Source organism: Candidatus Eisenbacteria bacterium, from assembly GCA_035577985.1.
GTDB lineage: Bacteria > Desulfobacterota > Binatia > DP-6 > DP-6 > DATJZY01.
The window spans coordinates 1-19,060 of sequence record DATJZY010000009.1; the positions used below are offsets into that span (position 1 = coordinate 1).

13 protein-coding genes are annotated in these 19,060 nt (G+C 71.5%); 8 read left to right on the forward strand and 5 right to left on the reverse strand.

Features of this window, described 5'->3' with window-relative positions; genetic code table 11:
* Nucleotides 1-34 precede the first annotated feature (34 nt).
* Nucleotides 35-2,476, reverse strand: coding sequence for a leucine--tRNA ligase (leuS, locus tag VMS22_00835; protein ID HXJ32557.1), 2,442 nt, complete (start codon nucleotides 2,474-2,476; stop codon nucleotides 35-37).
* A 114-nt stretch (nucleotides 2,477-2,590) separates the two neighbouring features.
* Here leuS and VMS22_00840 point away from each other — a divergent pair, with 114 nt between their 5' ends.
* From VMS22_00840 to VMS22_00850, 3 genes are all read left to right on the forward strand, one after another.
* Nucleotides 2,591-3,988: a hypothetical protein gene (locus VMS22_00840; protein HXJ32558.1), complete on the forward strand. Its 1,398-nt coding sequence runs from the start codon at nucleotides 2,591-2,593 to the stop codon at nucleotides 3,986-3,988.
* Nucleotides 3,989-4,133: 145 nt separating this feature from the next.
* A complete protein-coding gene (locus VMS22_00845; GenBank protein HXJ32559.1) occupies nucleotides 4,134-5,606 on the forward strand; it encodes a hypothetical protein in 1,473 nt (490 codons plus the stop codon).
* A gap of 32 nt (nucleotides 5,607-5,638) precedes the next feature.
* Nucleotides 5,639-7,273 (forward strand): hypothetical protein, encoded by a 1,635-nt coding sequence (locus VMS22_00850; GenBank protein ID HXJ32560.1) that lies wholly within the window; start codon nucleotides 5,639-5,641, stop codon nucleotides 7,271-7,273.
* Between the two features lie 34 nt (nucleotides 7,274-7,307).
* Here VMS22_00850 and VMS22_00855 read toward each other — a convergent pair whose 3' ends face one another.
* Together VMS22_00855 and VMS22_00860 are read right to left on the reverse strand one after the other, a co-directional pair.
* Nucleotides 7,308-8,042: an acetoacetate decarboxylase family protein gene (locus VMS22_00855; GenBank protein HXJ32561.1), complete on the reverse strand. Its 735-nt coding sequence runs from the start codon at nucleotides 8,040-8,042 to the stop codon at nucleotides 7,308-7,310.
* Between the two features lies 1 nt (nucleotide 8,043).
* Nucleotides 8,044-9,129, reverse strand: a complete 1,086-nt coding sequence (locus tag VMS22_00860; protein ID HXJ32562.1) for an LLM class flavin-dependent oxidoreductase — start codon at nucleotides 9,127-9,129, stop codon at nucleotides 8,044-8,046.
* 113 nt (nucleotides 9,130-9,242) lie between these two features.
* Here VMS22_00860 and VMS22_00865 point away from each other — a divergent pair, with 113 nt between their 5' ends.
* On the forward strand, nucleotides 9,243-11,573 hold the full coding sequence (locus tag VMS22_00865) for an MMPL family transporter (GenBank protein HXJ32563.1): 2,331 nt from the start codon (nucleotides 9,243-9,245) through the stop codon (nucleotides 11,571-11,573).
* On the opposite strand, the gene VMS22_00870 is transcribed toward VMS22_00865, so the two are convergent.
* Both VMS22_00870 and VMS22_00875 read right to left on the reverse strand, forming a co-directional pair.
* Nucleotides 11,548-12,660 (reverse strand): glucose 1-dehydrogenase, encoded by a 1,113-nt coding sequence (locus VMS22_00870; GenBank protein HXJ32564.1) that lies wholly within the window; start codon nucleotides 12,658-12,660, stop codon nucleotides 11,548-11,550. The genes VMS22_00865 and VMS22_00870 overlap by 26 nt on opposite strands.
* Nucleotides 12,657-14,966, reverse strand: coding sequence for an FAD-containing oxidoreductase (locus VMS22_00875; protein HXJ32565.1), 2,310 nt, complete (start codon nucleotides 14,964-14,966; stop codon nucleotides 12,657-12,659). Before VMS22_00875 ends, VMS22_00870 begins: the two co-directional genes overlap by 4 nt.
* 104 nt (nucleotides 14,967-15,070) lie before the next feature.
* Here VMS22_00875 and VMS22_00880 point away from each other — a divergent pair, with 104 nt between their 5' ends.
* The 4 genes from VMS22_00880 to VMS22_00895 form a co-directional block, all read left to right on the forward strand.
* Nucleotides 15,071-15,748: a hypothetical protein gene (locus tag VMS22_00880; protein HXJ32566.1), complete on the forward strand. Its 678-nt coding sequence runs from the start codon at nucleotides 15,071-15,073 to the stop codon at nucleotides 15,746-15,748.
* Between the two features lie 52 nt (nucleotides 15,749-15,800).
* Nucleotides 15,801-17,105 (forward strand): ATP-binding protein, encoded by a 1,305-nt coding sequence (locus VMS22_00885; protein HXJ32567.1) that lies wholly within the window; start codon nucleotides 15,801-15,803, stop codon nucleotides 17,103-17,105.
* Nucleotides 17,102-17,725, forward strand: coding sequence for a response regulator (locus VMS22_00890; GenBank protein HXJ32568.1), 624 nt, complete (start codon nucleotides 17,102-17,104; stop codon nucleotides 17,723-17,725). Before VMS22_00885 ends, VMS22_00890 begins: the two co-directional genes overlap by 4 nt.
* A gap of 120 nt (nucleotides 17,726-17,845) precedes the next feature.
* The coding region (locus tag VMS22_00895) for a sigma-70 family RNA polymerase sigma factor (protein ID HXJ32569.1) at nucleotides 17,846-19,060 on the forward strand (1,215 nt) is incomplete at its 3' end.

Sequence of the window (19,060 nt, forward strand, 5' to 3'; positions counted from 1 at the left end):
CCCGACCCAAGACGGAGTCTTGAGTCGGTCTCCTCTAGCCGACGATGAGGTTCACGATGCGACCCGGCACGTACACGATCTTCTTCACGGTCTTGCCCTCGAGGAACGGCTTCGCACCCTCGTCCCCGAGCGCGAGATCGCGCGCCACGGCCTCGGGGGTGTCGCGTGCGACCGTGATGCGACCGCGCACCCTGCCGTTCACCTGCACGGCGATCTCGATCTGGTCGTCGACGCACAGCGCCGGGTCGTAGGTGGGCCAGGGGTGGTCGGCGATCGACGGCGTATGCCCGAGCCGCTCCCAGAGCTCCTCGGCCAGATGCGGCGCGTACGGCGAGAGGCAGAGCACGAGCTTCTCGAGCGCCTCTCGGGGCGGATGGTCCAGGGCCTGGAGGTGGTTCGTGAGGATCATCATCGCCGAGACGGCCGTGTTGAACCGCATCGCTGCGATGTCGTCGGTGACTTTCTTGACGGTGCGGTGGACGAGCCGCTTGGTCTCGTCGTCGATCGCGTTCGACGCGGTGCGCGTCGCGACCACGTGCACGCGATCGAGGAAGCGGCGAACGCCCTGGAGCCCCGCCGTCTGCCAGGGCTTCACCTGCTCGAGCGGTCCCATGAACATCTCGTACACGCGCAACGCGTCGGCGCCCGCCTGGTGCACGACGTCGTCGGGATTGATGACGTTGCCGCGCGACTTCGACATCTTCTCGCCGGTCTCGCCGAGGATCATGCCCTGGTGCACGAGCTTCAGGAACGGCTCGGGATCCTTCACGACGCCGACGTCGTAGAGCACCTTGTGCCAGAAGCGCGCGTAGAGGAGGTGCAGCACCGTGTGCTCGGCGCCTCCGACGTACAGGTCGATCGGCATCCAGTCGTCGTAGGCCTTGGCGCTGACGATCTCGCGCTCGTCGTGCGGATCGACGAAGCGCAGGTAGTACCAGCACGAGCCCGCCCACTGCGGCATCGTGTTCGTCTCGCGCGCGAACCAGCGGCCGTCCTTCTGGAAGAAGCGCCAGTCGAGCGCCTTCGCGAGCGGCCCCTGCGGGTCGCCGGGCTTGTAGTCCTCGAGCGCCGGCAGGAGCAGCGGCAGCTCGGCGTCGGCGAGCGGGATCGGGCGAGTGTAGTCGATGGTGGCGGGCGCTCCGCGCCGCGGATCGCCGGCGGTGTCCACCGGGAAGTAGACGGGGATCGGCTCGCCCCAGTAACGCTGGCGCGAGAAGACCCAATCGCGGAGCTTGTAGTTGACCTTGCGACGCCCGATGCCCTTCGCCTCCAGATGGTCGATGATCCGGCGCTTCATCTCGGGCGTGGCGAGGCCGTCGAACTCGCCCGATCGCACCGCGGTGCCGTCGCCCGTGAAGGCCGCCTCGAGCCGGTCGTGGAGCCGCCCGTCGGGGCTGACCACCTCGACGATCGGCAGGTTCATTTGCGTCGCGAAGGCGAAGTCGCGCTCGTCGTGCGCCGGCACGGCCATGATGGCGCCCGTCCCGTAGGCGCCGAGGACGTAGTCGGCGGTGTAGACGGGGATGGGCTTCGTGGTGAGCGGGTTCGTGCAGAAGGCGCCGATGAAGACGCCCGTCTTGTCCTTCGCGACTGCCGTGCGCTCCATGTCGCTCTTGCGGGCGGCGGCGGCGACGTACTCCTTCACCGTCGATCGAAGCTCCGGCGCCGTGATCTCGAGCGTGCGCGGATGGTCGGGCGCGATCACCATGTAGGTCGCGCCGAAGAGCGTGTCGGGTCGCGTCGTGAAGACGGTGAGGGCGCCCGGGTGCCCGACGAGCGGGAAGTCGACCTCCGCGCCCTCGCTGCGCCCGATCCACTCGATCTGCTTCGCCTTGGTGGCCTCGGGCCAGTCGAGCGACCCCAGGTCCGACGCCAGGCGGTCGGCGTAGGCGGTGATGCGGAGCTGCCACTGGCGGAGCGGCTCGCGCACCACGGGATGTCCGCCCCGCTCGCTCTTCCCGTCGACGACCTCCTCGTTCGCGAGCACCGTGCCGAGCGCGGGACACCAGTTGACGGGGATCTCGGCCTGGAAGGCGAGGCCGCGCTCGAACAGGCGCAGGAAGATCCACTGCGTCCAGCGGACGTAGGCGGGATCGGTCGTGTCGATCTCGCGCGACCAGTCGTACGCGAAGCCGAGCCGCTTCAGTTGGCGCCGGAAGACGCCGATGTTCTCGCGCGTCGTGACGGCGGGGTGCGTGCCGGTCTCGATCGCGTGCTGCTCGGCGGGGAGCCCGAAGGCGTCCCAGCCCATGGGATGGAGCACGTCGACGCCGCGCATGCGCAGGTGGCGCGAGACGATGTCGGTCGCCGTGTAGCCCTCGGGATGACCCACGTGGAGGCCGGCGCCCGACGGGTAGGGGAACATGTCGAGCACGTACTTCTTCGGCCGGCCCGCATGGCGGACGGCGCGGAAGGTCGCGTGCTCGTCCCAGTAGCGCTGCCAGCGCGCCTCGATCGCGTGGTGGTCGTAGGGCATCGGGTGTTCCCTCCTAGCAGGTCGGGCGGGGGGAGGGCACGAGCGGCTCCGCGCGCCTGGTGACGCGCGGTCGTGTTTGCCGGCTCGGGCAGGGGCGGTGTAGGTGCGAGCGCTGTGCGCGCGGCAGCTGGCCCCTCGTCGGTCGCGGTGGCGATCCTCGGCGCGGGGCTCGTCGCCTATCTGACGCTTCACCTGGCGGAACCGCGGCTCGCGATCACGTGGAGCTACGCGCACCTCTCCCGCCGCGCCGGGCTCCGCGAGCTCGCCCTGGCCTTGGTCGTGGTGCTGCCGCTGGCAGCGTCACTCCTGCTGCGGTCGCCGCGCCTTCGGGCTCCGGCCCGATCATGGTCGCCTGCGTTCGCGCTTCCAGCCATGGCCGCGCTCGGGCTCGCGCTCTTGTGGGTGACCACGCGACTGCCCGTGGCCCAGCTGGGTGGCGACCGTGGGTTCTACCTCCTCGCGGTCAACGACGGGCGTCCGATCAGTCGCTGGAGCCTCACGTGCTGGGGCGTTCACGCGCTGATCGCACGCTTCGTCGCCGTCCCGGCACCCGCGACCGACATGGGTCCGGTCCTCGTGGCCGCCCAGACGGTGAATCTGGTGGCCGGTGTGGTGACGCTCGCCGCGCTCGCCGGCGCCGCGCGCGTCGTCTCGGCGAGCCTCGGCGAGGCGATCGTCACGACGCTCCTGGTGTGGAGCACCTTCGGCGTCCTGCAGATATCGGCGGGCTACCTCGACGTCTATCCCATCGTCGCCGCCCTGCTCGCGCTGTACCTGTGGACGGGCGTTCGCACCTTCGCGGGCGAGGTGCATCCCGCGTTCCCGCTCGTCCTCGCGGCCGTCGGTCCCTTCTTCTACGAGGGCCTCCTGCTCACCTGGCCCTCGGCGCTGCTCCTCGGCGCGGTCGTCGCCCGCACGACGGACGGCGGCCCTCGGGTTCGCACCGCGCTCGCCATCGCCGTCGTGGCGGCGGGCCTCGCCACGGTTCCCGTGTATCGCGTCCCGTTCGCGTGGTGGCGGTTCGTCGCCGACGTCGCGCAGCAGGACGGCGCGGTCGCGTTCGGGTATTCGCCGACGAGCAGCTTGATCCCCTGGCCCTACCTCGCGACGGTCACGCATGCGCGCGAGGTGCTGCACACGCTGCTCCTCGTCGACGGCGTCGGCGTGCTGAGCGTTCTCGTCCTAGGGCCGTCCCTCGTCCGGGAGGTGGCGCGGGATGCGGGGCTTGCCTTCGTCGCGTCGATCGTTCTGCCTTTTCTCGTTTTCGTCGTCGTGATGGATCCCGTGTTCGGGGCGTTCGCGGACTGGGACTTGTTCAGCTACGGCGCGTGCGCGACGAGCCTCCTCGGCGCGGCCCTGCTCGTTCGCTTCGGGCGTGGCTCGACGCTGGCCGCGGCGCTGGTCGGTCTCGCGCTCGCGGCCAACGTGGTGCACCTGCTCGCGCGGTTCCACGCATTGGAGGTCGACGCTGTCCGGCATCTCGTCGAGTCGCCGCGTCACGTCCCCGGTTGACGGATCTGGGAGCGCTCCGGAGGACGCGTCGTCGCGCAGCGGCGCGGGGCCCGTCCCGCTGTGGACCGCGCTCGCGGCCGTTCTCCTCCACCTGCCGTTCGTCGCGCGCTACGACCTCCACTTCCAGCCGGACTTCGCCATCTCGATGCGCATCTCGCGCGCGATCCTCGGCGGCGAGCGACCGATCTTCTGGTGGGGCCAGTCCTACCTCGGGACGTTGGGCAACTACGTCACCGCGGGCGTCTTCGGGCTGGTCGGCGAGTCGATCCCGGCGGCTGCGCTGGTGTCGCTGGCCGTCTGGGGGGTCGGCGTCGGGTTGGCGACCGCGCTCGCGCTGCGCCTCTTCGGCGCTCGCGGGGCGTGGTGGACCGCCGCCCTGGCCGCGATCGGGACACCCTACGCCAACCACTACGTGACCCAGCCGTACTCCAGCTACGAGACGGCGGCGGTGATGGGCGTCCTGTCGGTCGCGGCGGTCGACTGGACCGAGACGGCCCTCTCCCGATTCCCGTCGCCTCGCGCAGCGCGACGCTGTGCCGCGATCGGCGCGATGCTCGGCGTCGGATGGTGGACGACGCGCCTGTTCGCGCCGGTGCTGCTCGCATGGGCCCTCGGGACCGTCCTCGTCGTCGCGTGGCGGCGTCCGGGCGTGCGCGCGATGGTCGCCGGCGGCGCCTGTCTCGTCGCGGGGTTCGTCGCCGGCGACGTACCCGAGCTCCTCTACCGCGCCGATCCCGCCGCATACGCCGTCGGAGTCGAGCGACTCGTCCCGCTCTCCGACGTTGCGCCGATGGCGGTGACGCTCGCCAACACGCGCGAAGGCCTCCTCTCGCTCCCGGCGTACGTGGCCGGCGATCCACGCAGCCGGCTTCCCGAAGGGATCTCGTTCGCCGAGTCCCTCGGCCGCAGCCGTGTCCCTCCGGCGTCGACGTTCGCAAGGATCGCCGATGCGTGGGCGGTGGCGGCGCTTCTCGTCGTGGTCACGGCCGCTGCGCTCCTCGCGGTGCGAGGATGGCAGGAGCGCCGGCCGATCCTGGTGGCGCTCGGAGCGACTCCCTTCATCCACCTGGCGTTGATCGTCCTCAGCGCCGCCACGAGCGGCGGCTACTTCGAGGCGCGACGCTATTGGTTCGCGTTGCTGCTGATCGTCCCGCTGCTGGCGGGCGGTGCGGTGATCGCCGCCGACCGCTTCGGCGCCCGGGCGCGCCAGGTCGTGTGCCTGGTGCTCGCCGTCGCCGGCGCGTGGTCCGTGCTCTCGCAGGCCCGGATGCTGCTCCTTCCGGACGAGCTCGCCGCACATCGCGCGCTGGCGCAGGACCTCGTCGCGGAGCACGTCCGGTACGTCGTCATGCCCACGTGGACGGCGTCCGTCCTGGACCCGCTCTCGGGCGGCGAGCTCGCCGTGGTCACACTGGTCGACGACCGTAACCCCGCGGTCGTCGAGGCGGCACGCGCGGCGGAGTCGGTTGCCGTGGTGGCCGGCACGGAGCGTGCGCTGCCGGAGGACACCGAGCTTCTGGGCGGCCGGTTCGCACGCGACGGCGCCCCCCGTCACGTCGAACGGTGGAGCTGGGCGCGATATCGGCGCGTGCGAGCCGGCGACCCGTCGCACGATTGACAAGGCGCTCGGCACCCACCTATGCGCTCGCGGTGCGCGCCCGGCTTCTCCTCATGCTCGCCGCCTACGCGGCGATCGCCGTCTGGCTCACCTGGCCGCTCGCACGTCGTGCGACGACCGACCTGCCGAATCCCGCCGGTGCGTTCCGCCAGGTGGACATCCTGTCGGCGGCGTGGCTGCTCGCCTGGCACACCCACGCGCTCACGACCGACCCGGCACTGTTGCCGTCCCCGAATGCGTTCCATCCGACGCCGCACGCGCTCTTCTACGCGCCGCCCGCGCTGGGGCCGCTCCCCCTCTTCGCTCCGGTGTACGCCGCGTCCGGATCGGCGTCCCTCGCCTACGCCGTCGCGTTCCTCGCGGGCCTGGCGCTGGCTGCGCTCGGCGTCGCCGAGGTCGTCCGGCGCTGGACGCGCTGCGTGCCGGCCGCGTTCCTCGCGGGCCTCGCGTTGCTCGCATCGCCGACGATCCGCACGTCGGCCGGAACGGCGCCGCTGTGCGCGATGCTCGTCGGCCTGCCGTGGATCGTCTACGGCGGGGCACAGCGCCCGCTCGGCGCAGGCGGCGCCGCGGTGCTCGTCGGCGCGCTCGTTCTCCAGAGCCTCGTCGATCCGATCTTCGCGACGCTGGGCGCGCTCGTCCCCCTCGGTCTCGTCGCAGCCGCCCGCATCGCACGCGCGAGCGCGCGGCGGGACGGCTGGCGCCTCGTGGCGTGCATCGGGATCGCTTGCGCGCTGACGTCGCCGCTGTCGCTCGGGTACCTCGTGGCATGGCGCGGGCTCGACCCCGCCCACCCGGGTCCGTGGAGCGCGCCGATCGCGGCGCTGCTCGAAAGCGTCAAGGACCTGCCGGCTCCATCGCTGCCGTCGATCGCGATCGGCACCCAGCCGGCCGGCGTCTGGTACGGCGTCGGCATCGTCGCGCTGGGAGCGCTCCTCGCCTGGCGTCGCGGCGGGCTCGCCGAGCCGGGATGGCGCCACGCGGCGCTCTGGGCCGGGCTCGGCTTCGTGCTCGGCGTTCCGACGATCGCGTACGCCGTCGCGCTCGGCCGTCCGGAGATCCTCGATCGCTTGGGCCCGCTGCGCAGCCTGCAGCGCCTGTCGACCGACCTCCTCGCCGGCGGGCCGTTGCTCGTCGGGCTGGCGATCGCGGAGCTGTACCGTCGTGTGGATGCGTTCGCCGGCGGTTCGGCGCTCGCGCGCCGTGCGCTCACCGCCGCGGCGCTGGTCGTCATGCTGGCCGAGCTCGCTCCGCGTGCGCCGTACGAGACGCTGCCGGCGCCGAGCCTGCCGCCTTCGCTCCGGACGGCTATCGCTCGGACCGGCGGCCCGGTCCTGGAGCTGCCCGTGGGCCAGCCGCCCTTCGAGGCGGCTGCGATGTACCGGTCGATCGGCGAGTGGTGGCCCCTCGTGAACGGCTACGCGAGCTTCTGGCCCCGGGGCTTCGCCGAACGCATGGACGCGGCCCGCCGCCTGCCCGACCGCGACGCGCTGCAGACGCTCGTCGACGAGACCGGCCTGCGCGCCGTCGTCGTCACCCTGCGCGCGCTGCCGCCGGCGAGCCGCGCCGCATGGAGCGGCTCGGATGGTCCGGCTCGGGCGGGACTCCGACGCATCGCCGAGGAGGGCGGCCAGATCGCCTTCGCCGTCGACCTGGGGGACGGCTAAGAGGTCGACCCAAGACGTAGTCTTGGGTCGGTCTCTACACGCTCTCCGTGCCCTCGAACGCCCACACGTCGGGCCGGCAGAGATAGCGGAGCTTCGGCAGCGTCACGTCGGCGACGGCGATCGACGCGGAGACCGGGTGCGCCGGGGCGATGCGCGCGTCGCCCCACGCGGCGGCGTCGAACGCGACCAGATGCGGGCGGCCGCGCTCGGCGCGCTCCACCGCGAACGTCGGATCGACCTGCACGAGCCGCGGGCCGCGCGGCGTCCGCGCCAGGTGCATGCTCGCCGTGTACTGGATGTCGTGCGCGCCGAGCGGGTCGGGATCGCGGAGCGCGACCTCGAGTATGGTCCGCTCGCCGACTCGCACCGTTCCCGTGACGGCGTCGTACTGGCGCGCGAGCCGCACCTCGCCGGGCCGCGCGCGGTAGCCCCAGCGCGACGCGAGCGTGCGGCCGGCGTCCTCGGAGTCGATCACGGCGGCGACCAGGAAGCCGCGTGGCCGCAGGCCGCTCCGGCATTCGACCCGGAGCTGCGCGACGGCGAACGCGCCGAGCGGACCCAACGCGCAGCGCAGGAACGTCCACGACACGAGCGGCGGATCGGTCGGGTGGAGCGCCGGCGGGAGGAGGACCTCGCGTGCCGCCGCCGGCATCTCGTACGTCACCTGCAGCACCCACGCGGCCGGGAGGACGAGCGCTTCCGTGTCGAGACGCTCCATCACCGGTGCGTCCGCGGCGAGCGCGCCGACATCGGCCGTCCCGAAGAGCACCTCAGCGCCCCTTCCGGAAGTGCGGCATGACCTCGGCTGCGAACAGGCGCAGGCTCGCGAGCACGTCCGCCTGCGGGATCGCCTCCACCGCGTTGACGATGAAGTTGAGCGCGTCGACGCCGATCGACTCCCAGCGCTTGATCGCCTGGACGATGCGAGCGGGATCGCCGATCGCGATGCCGTCGGGGATGCCGCGCGGATCGCCGGGGCTGCCGGCCTCGGCGCCCGGCGTGGGCGCGAGCGCGCCGAGCGACTGGTAGGCGCGCGTCGGATACGCCTCGCGCGTCGGCAGCAGGTTCGCGTTGAAGAACGAGAACAGGCCGAGCATGCGCATGCCGGTCGTCGCCGCCTGGCGCGCATCCTCGTGGCAGTAGAGGAAGTTGAGCGTCGCCACCTTGTCGTTGACGACGCTCGAGACCGGATCGCACTGGCGGATGCGGCGGTGGTACTCGCGCGTGCGCCGCTCCTGCTCGGCGAAGCTCGCCGCCGCGACGCCGAGCGACCCGATGCCGCGCTCGGCAGCGTCGAGCTCGGTGCCGGGGCTCGTGACGGTCACCCAGAGCGGCGGGTGCGGCTTCTGGATCGGCTTGGGCAGCACGCTGCGCTCGGGCATCGAGAACGACACCCCGTCCCACGCAAAGCGCTCCTGCGTCCACATCTTCGGCAGGACGCGCACGTACTCGTCCCACGTCTTCTTGGTGGTGTCGGGATCGACGTTGAAGCCGCCGAGCTCGGTCCAGGTGGACGAGCGCGCCGTGCCGAGCTCGAGGCGTCCGCCCGACACGATGTCGAGCGCGGCGGCGCGCTCGGCGACCCGCACGGGGTGGTTCATCTCTGGGACGCAGACGACGGCGCCGTGGCCGACGCGGATGCGCTGCGTCTGCATGGCGCAGGCGGTGAGGAACACCTCGGGCGCCGAGCAGTGCGAGTACTCCTCCAGGAAGTGGTGCTCGACGGCCCACACCGCGTCGAAGCCGAGCTCGTCGGCGAGGCGCACCTGCGCGAGCGAGTTCTCGTAGACGGTGCGCTCGACCCCGCCCTCGAACGGACGCGGCACCGACAGCTCGAAGAAGAGGCCGAACTCCATGCGGGTCCGGCGACGCTAGCAAGGCGGCGCCCGTGGCAGCAAGCCATCGGTGCTCGCCGGTACCCGACGTGCGCGATTGGATGCGTGCAGCGTTTCAACGTAGAGGACGCCGGATGTCGCGGCTCGGGTCCTGGCTGGTCGCACACGACCGCTGGGTCGTCGGTGCCGTCCTCGCCGTCACGCTCGCCTTCGGCGTCGTCGCCGCCCGCGTGCGGGTCGAATTCCGCTACGAGGACCTCCTGCCGCAGGGCCACCCGTTCATGGAGGTCCACCGGCGCTACCACCGCACGTTCAGCGAGGCGAACGTCCTGACGATCATGCTCGAGGCGCGATCGGGCACGATCTACACGCCCGAGATCCTGCGGACGATCTATCGTGCGACGGAGGCGGTCGATCGGTTGCCGGGCGTGAACCACGACCAGGTCGACTCGATCGCGAGCCGCTTCGTGCGGATCGTCCAGGTGCAGTCGGGCGGGCGCATGACCGCCGATCCGCTGATGTCGCGCGCCGACGTGACGCCGGCCGAGGCGCACGAGATCGGGCGTCTCGCACGCTCGTCGGGCTACGTCCTCGGCACCCTCATCTCGCTCGACGAACGTGCCGCGCTCATTCGCGCCGGATTCGCCGAGAAGCGCCTCGATGACCGCCGTCTGTTCCAGGCGGTGAACGAGACGATCCTCCCGTTCGCCGACGAGAACGTCGCCGTCTACGTGGCGGGACAACCCCGGCAGAACGGGTGGGTCCTCGCGCTGGAGCACCAGGTCCTGATCGCGTTCGCGGTCGCGATCGCGCTGACGTGGGTGCTGCTGTACCAGTACTTCCGCGACTGGCGCGGCGCGCTGCGACCGACCATCTCGGGCGGGCTCGCCGCGGTGTGGGGCTTCGGGCTCGTGCAGCTGACCGGGTTCGCCGTGAACCCGCTGACGCTGGTCATCCCGTTCCTCATCACGGCGCGCGCGGTGAGCCACTCGGCCCAGATGCACGACCGCTACTACGAGGAGCTGGCGCAAGGGGAGAGCAAAGGCGAGGCCGTCCAGCGCTCCTTCGCGCGTCTCTTCGCGCCGACCGTCGCCGGCATCATGACCGATGCGCTCGGCGTGCTGGCGATCGGCATCGTCGCCATTCCGGCGCTGCGGGCACTCGCGCTGACCGCGATGCTCTGGCTCCTGTCGCTCGTCGTGACCGAGTTGCTGCTGAACCCGATCGTCTACACGCACCTGCGCGCGCCCGACATCGAGACGATTCGCTCCCGCGAGCGGGGATGGCTCGCGCGCGGCGCCGTCGCGCTCGCGAAGGGCGTCACGGGGCCGCGCGGGCGCTGGAGGGCGCTCGCGCTGTCGGGCGTCGTGGTCGCCGTCGCCGTCGCGCTCCTCCCGCGGCTGGGCATCGGCGCGGCGGGCTCCGCGTCCCGCATTCTCGCCGCCGACTCCGAATTCAACCGGAGCCACCGTGCGGTTCAGGAGGAATTCGGCGGCAGCGAGCCCTTCATCGTCGTGGTCGAAGGCGACGATCCGCGGGCGCTCTACCGGCCGGCGCTCCTGCGCGCCATGGAGCAGCTCCAGCGTTACGTCGAGCGCGTGCCGGCGGTCGGGTGGAGCACCTCGCCGGTCGACATCCTGAAGGCGATGCGCGAGCGCTTCAACGAGCTCGAGCCGAAGTGGGGCGTGATCCCGTCGACCGAGATCGAGGCGGCCCAGACGTTCTTCACGTATTGGGGCTTCATCCCGCCGAGCACGAGCGCCCGCTACTTCTCGCCCGACTTCTCGGCGGGCCAGGTCACGTTCTACTGCCGGGACCACACCGTCGAGAGCGTGCGCAGCGTGGTCGCGGCGACCCAGAAGTTCATCGCCGAGCACCCGCTCGATCGGGCGCACTTTCGCCTCGCCGGCGGGTTCATCGGCGTCATGGCCGCCATCTACGACGAGATCCTGCGCAGCGACGCGCTCATGACGACGGCGGCGTTCGCGGTGATCCTGCTCGTGACCGCCGTCACATACCGCTCGCTGGTGGCCGCGCTGCTGCTCGTCGTGCCACTGGCGTTCGCGAACTTCGTCGTGAACGCCTACATGGCGGCGCGCGGCATCGGTCTCGACCTCAACACGCTCCCCGTCGTCGCCGTCGGGGTCGGGTTCGGCATCGACTACGGGATCTACATCTTGAGCCGCGTGCGTGAGCGGACCGAGGAAGGCATGGGGCTCGACGACGCCGTGCGCGAGGCGATCGCCGGCGCCGGCCGCACGGTCGCGTTCACGGCCCTCGCGATGACGGCGGGCGTCCTGTGCTTCACCGTGACGGATCTCCGCTTCGTCGCGGAGATGGCGGTGCTCCTCGCGCTCTGGATGGTGACGAGCGCCGCCACCGCCCTGGTCACGCTGCCCGCCGCGCTCGTCGTCCTGCGACCGAAGTTCCTCGTCGCACCTACGCGATCGTCAGCACGTTCTTGATTCCCGTCGCGTCGCCGGTGAGCAGCTCGCGGTACGACGCCATCGGGAAGCGGCCGGTGATGAGGCTGCGCACTGCCTTCGGCCAGCGCCGATCGAACAGCGCGACGTCGCGGATGGCCGCCTCGAAGGCGTCCTTGCTCGCGTTCACCGTTCCGAACACGACCTGGTTCTTCAACACCATGTTGCGCATGAGGACGTCGGTGTCGACGGTGACCGGCCCTTTCCGGCCCGGCACGCCGGTGAAGATGAAGATCGCGTTGGGTCCGATCACCGAGAGCATGTCGAACGCCACCTTCGACGCGCCGGTCGCCTCGTAGACGACGTCGATGCCGTCGATCCGGTTGGCGAGCCCTTCGAGCGACGTCTCCTCGGCCGACACGTAGCGCCCGCCGATCGACTCGACGAGCGCCGCCTTCGGGTTGGGCGCCTTCTCGCGCGAGTACACGAAGGTCTGGAAGCCTTGCGCGACCAGGGCCATCGCGCCGAGGAGCCCGACCGGGCCGGCGCCGAGCACGACCGCCGAGTGGCCGTAGGCGTGCGACCGCGCAGCCTCCATCGAGCACGCCCACGGGAGGCGTTGCTGGATCTGCCACACCTGCATCAAGCCCTTCTCGGCAATGGTGAGCGGCTCGACCAGGATCGCGACGTCCCGGAGCGCGCGCGGCACGACGTTCATGTAGCGGGCGTCGTCGACCACGTACTCGGTCATGAACCCGTGCCGGCTCTTGATGCCGCGCTCGCTGAAGTCGCCGGTGAAGCAGAAGTCCTGGCGGCCCGCGCGACAGGCGGTGCAGTTCCTGTGCGGGCACGGGCGCCGCACCATCGGGATCACGAGGTCGCCGGCAGCGATGCCGCGCACCTCGGATCCCACCTCGACCACCTCGCCGAGCGACTCGTGGCCGATCACGAGGTGGTCGCTGCCGTCGGGCGGCGTGCCGTAGTCGAAGCGGCAGATCTCCCGATCCGTGCCGCACACGCCGACCTCGAGCATGCGGAGCTTCACGTGGGTGGGCGCTTCGAGCCGGGGCTCCGGCACGTCGATCAGGTCGACGGTGCGGGTCTTCGGGAAGACGGCGATCGCTTTCATCGATGAGCTCCTAGCCACCAGGTGAAGATCTTCTTCACGGTGGGTGTGAGACGCGTGCGGTTCCACGCGTCGGCGGCCTTCTTCATGGCCTCGGCCTGGGTGGGATACGGATGGATGACGTTCGCGAGCTTGCCGAGGCCGAGCTTGCCCGCCATCGCGACGGAGATCTCGGAGATCATGTCGCCCGCGTGCGTCGCGACGAGGGTGGCGCCGAGGATCTCGTCGCTGCCCTTCTTCAGATGGACGCGGAAGAACCCCTCGTCCTCGCCGTCGAGGCGGGCGCGGTCGACCTCGTGGAGGGGGATCGTGATCGTGTCGACGGCGGTGCCGCGCGCGGCGGCCTCGTGCTCGTAGAGGCCCACGTGCGCGATCTCGGGCGAGGTGTACGTGCACCACGGGACGGTGAGGGCGCTCGCCTTGCGCCGTCCGAGGAAGAGCGCGTTCGCCAGCACCACGCGCGCGAGCGCGTCGGCCACGTGCGTGAACTGGAAGCGCGACGCGACGTCGCCGGCGGCGTAGATGCGCGGGTTGGTCGTCTGGAGGCGGTCGTTCACGGTGACGCCGGTGCGGTCGTACGCGACCCCGGCGGCCTCGAGCCCGAGCCCCTCGACGTTCGGTGCGCGTCCGACCGCGACCAGGACCCGGTCGGCGACGGCGCTCGTGACAGCGCCACTCGTCTCGTAGTCGAGGACGGTCTCCGCGCCGCGCCGTGCCACGCGGGTGATGCGGGCACCGTTCACGAGCGTCACGCCCTCGGCGCGCAGGCGCCGCTCGACGATCGCCGCCGCATCGGCGTCCTCGCGCGGCAGCACGTGCGGGTCGGCGTTGAGGAGCGTCACGTCGGCGCCGAAGCGTCGAAACGCCTGGGCCAGCTCGCAGCCGATCGGGCCCGCACCGATGACGGCGAGGCGCCGTGGCAGCTCGGTCAGCCAGAACACGGTCTCGTTCGTCAGGTAGTCGACGTCCCCGAGGCCGGGGACCGGCGGCGCAGCGGCGCGCGCACCGGTCGCGACGACGGCGCGCGAGAACTCGAGCGTGCGCCCGTCGACCTCCAGCGTGGTCGGGCTCGTGAAGCGGCCCTCGCCGAGGTACACGTCCACGCCGAGCTGCGTGAAGCGGTCGACGCCGTCGGTGGGGGCGAGCCCGGCGCGCAGGCGCCGCATGCGCGCCATGACGGCCGCGAAGTCGACGCGGACCTCGCCGGTGTGGACGCCGAGCGCGGCGGCGTCGCGCGCCATCGCGGCGATCCGCGCCGGGCCGATGATGCCCTTGGACGGCACGCAGCCGACGTTGAGGCAGTCGCCGCCGAGGAGCGCCCGCTCGACGAGCGCGACCTTCGCGCCGAGGCCGGCGCCGCCGGCCGCCGACACGAGACCCGCCGTCCCGCCTCCGACGACGACGAGGTTGTAGCGCCCCGAGGGCGTCGGGTTCGTGCGGCCGCTCGGATGCACGTGACCCAGCAGCGCGCGGTTCGCCTCGTCGTCCGGGAGGACCAGGGGCGCGCCCGGATCGTGCGGCCGCGGTGTCGTCGCCGGCGCGGCGCTGCGCGCGAGCGGCGCGTCGGCCGTCGCTTCGGCGAGCGCGCGCCGCGCGATGCGCGTGATCACGACCGTCACGGCGACCGTCGCCGCGAAGCCGACGAAGGTGAGCGCCTGCCGCGCCGGCCCGCCGGCGGTCGTTCCGGACGCGATCTCGGACACGCTCGTGAGCAGCGAGCCCAGATAGACGTACATGATCGTCCCCGGGACCATGCCGACCAGCGAGCCGACGACGTAGTCGCGAAAGCTCACCTTCGTGAGGCCATAGGCGTAGTTGAGGAGGCTGAAGGGAAACGCCGGCGACAGGCGCGTCAGCAGCACGATCTTCAGCCCCTCCCGGCCCACGGCGCGATCGATCGCCGCAAAGCGCGGGTTCGCCTCGACGCGCCTGGCGATCGCCTCGCGGGCGACCGTCCTGCCGAGCAGGAACGCCACGGCAGCGCCGAGGTTCGCGGCGATCCACACGAGGGGAACGCCCAACACGACCCCGTACGCGAACCCGGCCCCCAGCGTCAGGATCGACCCGGGCAGGAACAGCACGCACGCGAGCACGTACGCCAGCACGAACATCGCCATGCCGGCCGGTCCGGCGCTCCGGACCCACGACACGAAAGCGAGGAGGCTCTGGGTCACCGGGAGCGTCTTCGCGGCGACGAGGAGCGCCGCGATCGCGAGGCCGAGGACGACGAGGCGCATCCTCCCCCCGCTCGCCGCCGGCGCGTCCGTTGGCGCCGCGGGGACCTCGCCTGCCATGATCGCCTCCGTCATGCGTCCCTTCGATGCGGGGACGCGTTCGCGGGTTTCGGAAACCCCGTCCGTCGGGCGGCATCGCACCTTTCTCGAAACGATCCAACATGCAAGGAGACTCCTCCATGCTGACGATGATCCTGCGACGGACGGCCATGGCGCTTCTCGTCGCCGCGGCGATGCCGGCCGCGGCCGCGACGACCTTCAAGGTCGATCCCGATGCGGGGCGCAATCAGTTCACGGCCATCTTCGACTCCGCGGTCGGCGAGCGCATCACCGCGGTCAGCTCGCAGGTGGGCTGCACGCTCACGGTGGACGAGGAGAAGCTCGAGGGCTCGGCCACCTGCTCCGTTCCGCTCGCCGGCATCCGGGTCGACAATGACGACACCAAGTCGGACCACTTCCGCCAGTGGGCGACCAACAAGAAGGTCGACCCGAGCGCGTGTCGGATCGAGCTCGAGCTGCCGGCCGTGAAGCTGCCGAAGCCCATCGAGCCTGGGAAGGCCGTCACGGTCGACGCGAAGGGCACGTTCACCGTGTGCGGCAGATCGCGCGACGACAAGGGCGCCGAATCGATCCACGTGACCGTGACGTACGTGCCGCCCGCGACGCCGGAGGCGCCGCGCCTCCTGCGTATCCGGGCCCACGTCACGGGCTTCGACCGCGAGCGCTACGGCGTCAGCCCGAAGCGGACCGAGGGCTGGCTCGCCCGCGTCCAGCAGCTCGCCGACGTGGTCGCGACCGAGGGCACGATCGACGTGAGCCTCTTCGCCCTCGACACCGGCAAGGGTGCGACGCCTTAGCGGCCGCGCGGTCACCGTTGCCAGTTCGCGCCCGGGGCGGTACTCCCGAGGCGTGGCGGCGTTAGACGGCCTGCTCGCCGACGATCGCGAGGATCTGCTCGTCGAGCGGAGTCGAACGGGCCTGTGGCTCTGCCTCACGTCGATCACCCTGTTCGGCATCACCGACCCGTTCCTGCACCCGCAGCAGCTCGGCCGCATCTACGCGATCAAGGCGCTCCAGATCGCCCTCATCACGGGCTTCTTCTGGATCCTGCGGCGTCCCCTCGGGCGCACGCGGACCATCATCGTCGCGCAGCTCGCCGTCTTCATGATCAGCGTGACGACGGCGTGGTCCGGCATCGTCACCGAGGACGAGGTGACGACACCGCTTCTCCTGACCGTGCTGACCATGGGCACCGCGACGCTGCTTCCCTGGGGCGTGCGGCCGCAGCTCGTGACGCAGGCGCTGACCGCGCTCTGCGTGCTGTGGATCTCGGAGAACGTCGAGGGCGACCGCTACGCGATGTACCTGCCGGTGATCGTCGTGGTCAGCTCGTCGGTGTCGATCTACATGGCCTACGCGCTCGAGCGGCACCGCGTCGAGGAGGGACGCTCGAAGATCGCGCTCGCCGAAGCGCAGGCGCGCCAGCACCAGGCCGAGGTGGCGCACGCCGCGCGCCTCAACACGCTCGGTGGCATGGCGGCGGGTCTCGCGCACGAGCTGAACCAGCCGCTCGCCGCCGTGGTGAGCTACGCACGCGGCTGCGTGCGGCGGATCGAAGCCGGCGACCTCCCGAAGGAGGCGCTGCTCGAGATCCTCGAGGAGATCTCCGCCCAGGCGCTGCGCGCGGGCGAGATCCTGCGCCGCATCCGCGACTTCCTGCGCGGCGAGTCGCGGCGCGAGTCGGTGGACTTGAACGACGTCGTCCGGCGCGCGCTCCGCTTCGCCGACGCCGAGGCGCGCCGCGCGAGCATCCGGCTCGAGCTGGAGCTTTCGCCGCAGGCGCTCCCGACCGAGGTCGATCCGATCCAGATCGAGCAGGTCGTGCTGAACCTCGTCCAGAACGGCTTCGAGGTGATGACGAGCAACAACGGCGACGAGCGCGTGCTCGGCATTCGCACCCGGCGCGTCGGCGACGACACGGTCGAGGTGGCGGTGAGCGACACCGGCGCCGGCGTGTCGCCGGACGCCGCGACCCGGCTCTTCGATCCGTTCTTCAGCACGAAGCCCGACGGCCTGGGCCTCGGCCTCTCGATCAGCCGCTCGATCGTCGAGGCGCACGGAGGACGGCTGTGGGCGCTGCCGAACCCGCCGCGCGGGACCGTGTTCCGTTTCACGTTGCGGACCCGCGCCGAGCGCGGACCCGCGCCGGTATGAGGCCGGCCGCACAGCCCGTCGTGTTCGTCGTCGACGACGATCCGGCCATGCGCGACTCGCTGCGCTGGCTGATCGAATCGACCGGCGTGCGCGTGGAGACGTACCCGGATGCCCAGACCTTCCTCGACGCGGTCCGCAGCGACATGCCGGGGTGCCTCGTGCTCGACGTGCGCATGCCGGGGATGAGCGGGCTCGACCTGCAGTCCGAGCTGGCACGGCGCGGCATCGGGCTGCCGACGATCGTCGTCACCGGGCACGCCGAGGTCCCGATGGCCGTCCGAGCCGTCAAGGCGGGCGCGCTCGACTTCATCGAGAAGCCGTTCAGTGACCAGCTCCTGCTAGACCGGGTTCGTCAGGGCATCGAGATGGATCGCCACGAGCGTGAGGCACGCGAGCGGCGCGGCGAGGCCGTGCGGCGCCTCGGCCTCCTCACGCAACGCGAGCGCGAAGTGCTCGATCTCGTTGTGGCCGGCAAGCCGAACAAGGAGATCGCGGTGGTGCTACGCCTGTCGCCAAAGACGGTGGAAGTGCATCGCGCGCACGTGATGGAGAAGATGCAGGCGTCGTCCGTCGCGGAGCTGGTTCGGTTGGCGATCCTGGCGCAGCCGACGACGCGCTGACGCGCGTCGGGCTGACGCGTCGCGCCACGCAACACCTGGTCTTAGGGGAAAACCCCTACGTGACTAGGGATCGTCCCAATTGAAGGAAAGTAGCGTGCGACACATGTGTGGCGGGCGCAAATGCCGATTGAGCACGCGACGGAACGCCTGCTCGATCACGATGCAATCGAGCCCGAGCTGGTGCCGCTCGAAGACGTCGTCGTCGAGGTGTCGGACGAGTTGATCGTCGACGTTCCGCCGCGAGCCGACGCCGAGCCGCAGGACGTCGAGACCGAGGACGCGAGCGACTTCGACCCGCTGCACCTCTACCTCGAGCAGACGACGCGCGAGTCGCTCCTCACGCGCGAGCAGGAAGTCGCGCTCGCGCGCGAGATCGAGGAGGCCGGACGCGAGCGGCTCGTGGTCGCCATGAGCTCGGTCGTGGGGCTGCGCTACCTCTGCACGCTCGCGCACCGTGTCCGCCTCCGCGAGATCGCCCTGTGTGACGTCTGCGACGACGACGCGAGCGAACGGGCCGAGGCCGCCGGCGACACCTGGCTGCGCCGGCGGTTCCTGATCCAGGTCGCGCGCGCGTTGCGCCTCGCCCGCGAGCACGAGAAGCTCGGCCGCCCGCGGCCTCGGGGCATGCGCGCCGAGGCTGCACACGTGCGCGCCACGCGTCGCGCGAACGTCGAGGCGCAGCTCGGCGCGGTGCTGGAGCGCCTGCGGCTCGCCTCGGCGCACGTGGATCGTGTCGTCGCGGACCTCCGCGCGCCGGAGCCGAGCGACACGACGGCGCGCCGCCGGATCACCGCCGCCGAGCGAACGGCGGCCGAGACGCTCCGTCGCCGGATCGATGCGATCGAGCGCGCCGCGAGCTCGGCGCGCGCACGCCTCGTCCAGGCGAACCTCCGGCTCGTCGTGTGGGTCGCCCGCCGCTACCTGCACCGCGGCCTGCCGCTCCTGGATCTCATCCAGGAGGGCAACATCGGCCTCATGCGGGCGGTCGGGAAGTTCGACCATCGGCGCGGCTACCGGTTCTCGACCTACGCGACCTGGTGGATCCGCCAGGCCATCACGCGTTCGCTCGCCGACCAGGCCCGCACGATTCGCGTCCCCGTCTACCTCGTGGAGATGATGGGCGGCGTGACCCGCGCCATGCGCATTCTGGCGCAGGAGCTGTCGCGCGAGCCCACCGCCGAGGAGGTCGCGGCGCGCGTCGAGCTGCCGATCGAGATCGTGCGCGACCTGCTGCGCCTCTCGCGCGAGCCCCTCTCGCTCGACGAGCCGAACGAGGACGACGGCACGGCGATCTCGGACGCGATCGAGGACGAGACCAGCCCGCAGCCGCCCGAG

Bases quoted from the DNA above. Each gene is read 5' to 3' on its own strand.
- leuS (HXJ32557.1), bottom strand. From the start codon at position 2,476: ATGCCCTACGACCACCACGCGATCGAGGCGCGCTGGCAGCGCTACTGG.
- VMS22_00845 (HXJ32559.1), top strand. From the start codon at position 4,134: ATGCGCATCTCGCGCGCGATCCTCGGCGGCGAGCGACCGATCTTCTGG.
- VMS22_00860 (HXJ32562.1), bottom strand. From the start codon at position 9,129: ATGGAGTTCGGCCTCTTCTTCGAGCTGTCGGTGCCGCGTCCGTTCGAG.
- VMS22_00865 (HXJ32563.1), top strand. From the start codon at position 9,243: ATGTCGCGGCTCGGGTCCTGGCTGGTCGCACACGACCGCTGGGTCGTC.
- VMS22_00870 (HXJ32564.1), bottom strand. From the start codon at position 12,660: ATGAAAGCGATCGCCGTCTTCCCGAAGACCCGCACCGTCGACCTGATC.
- VMS22_00875 (HXJ32565.1), bottom strand. From the start codon at position 14,966: ATGACGGAGGCGATCATGGCAGGCGAGGTCCCCGCGGCGCCAACGGAC.
- VMS22_00880 (HXJ32566.1), top strand. From the start codon at position 15,071: ATGCTGACGATGATCCTGCGACGGACGGCCATGGCGCTTCTCGTCGCC.
- VMS22_00890 (HXJ32568.1), top strand. From the start codon at position 17,102: ATGAGGCCGGCCGCACAGCCCGTCGTGTTCGTCGTCGACGACGATCCG.